This window comes from Taklimakanibacter deserti, from assembly GCA_003574785.1.
In genome coordinates this window covers 1-517 of record QORU01000092.1, presented here as the reverse complement: position 1 = coordinate 517, position 517 = coordinate 1, and the positions used below count along the sequence as shown (strand labels likewise).

Below are 517 nucleotides of genomic sequence, written 5' to 3'. Positions count from 1 at the left end.
ACGAGAACGCCTTGATGAGCGGGCGGTTGCCTTCGGCCATCACGCCGCCGTATTCCGCTTCCACTTCCTCGCTCGAAGCCACGCCGACCAGATCGTTCAGCGTCGGCACGGCGTAGCGTTGTGCGACCTCGGCCTCATAGATGTAGCCAGCCTTGAACAGCGCATCCACCAGTTCCCAGTAGGTCGTGGCAGGAAGAATCTTGTAGCCCAGCTTCGCGACGGCCTCGTCCACCACGGCGTTGTGCCCCGGCTTGTAGGTTTCCGGGCTGGCCTTCTCCAGTCGGTCGCTCTTCTTCTGGAAAGCGAGGTCGATCATGCGGCCCACGAAGTTCGACATGCCCTCGTAGGGCTTGCCGCGCCGTTCGGGCGGCGTCACAAGAATCGAGAGGAAGTTCTTGATGAACTCGCGATCCTTCGGCAACGGCTCGCGCTTGCCCAGCGGGGTGTCCATCGGGTTGATGCAGTCACGCTCGGAGTTCTGCAACCGCTTGTAGATTGCGAGGTGGCGCATGTTTTC

Annotated in this window: 1 pseudogene; it reads right to left on the bottom strand. The window is 61.5% G+C overall.

Annotated elements, in window-relative coordinates:
* A pseudogene (locus tag DS839_RS36125) lies at positions 1-517 on the bottom strand (hypothetical protein); the annotation flags it as partial.